General features: G+C 38.1%; 1 pseudogene. It reads left to right on the top strand.

The window, feature by feature from the left end:
- Window positions 1–360, top strand: a pseudogene (locus AB4496_RS28975) (hybrid sensor histidine kinase/response regulator); the annotation flags it as partial.

Here is a 360-nt window from a genome sequence, read left to right as displayed (position 1 = left end):
GGAAGAGAATAGGGTGATCCTATCGACTATCTCTGCGATCAGTAAGGCGAGTAACATATCTGAAATATTTTCTAGTCTCGAATTCGCACTCAAAAAATACATAAAGTTTGATGATTTTATTGTGGTATCAAGAGTAGGGAATGAAGGTAGTTTCAAAACCCTGTTAACCAATAACAAAGTATTCGAACAAATGAATTGGACAGATTGTGGCAAGCTATCGCGAGTCATTAATGGAGAATGTGCCATTCTTTTTGAACCCAAATCTCTGGGTGAATTCAGCACTTTGCATCCCATTATCCTAGACCAAATTAACTCCGTACTGATTACTGGTATTGATAGCGGGCTTACACAATCCGTTAT

Origin of the sequence: Vibrio sp. 10N.222.46.A1 (assembly GCF_041473595.1) — a bacterium.
Classification (GTDB): Bacteria; Pseudomonadota; Gammaproteobacteria; order Enterobacterales; family Vibrionaceae; genus Vibrio; species Vibrio tasmaniensis_A.
The sequence above is the reverse complement of the archived record's forward strand: the minus strand, read 5'-3'. Positions and strand labels throughout refer to the sequence as shown.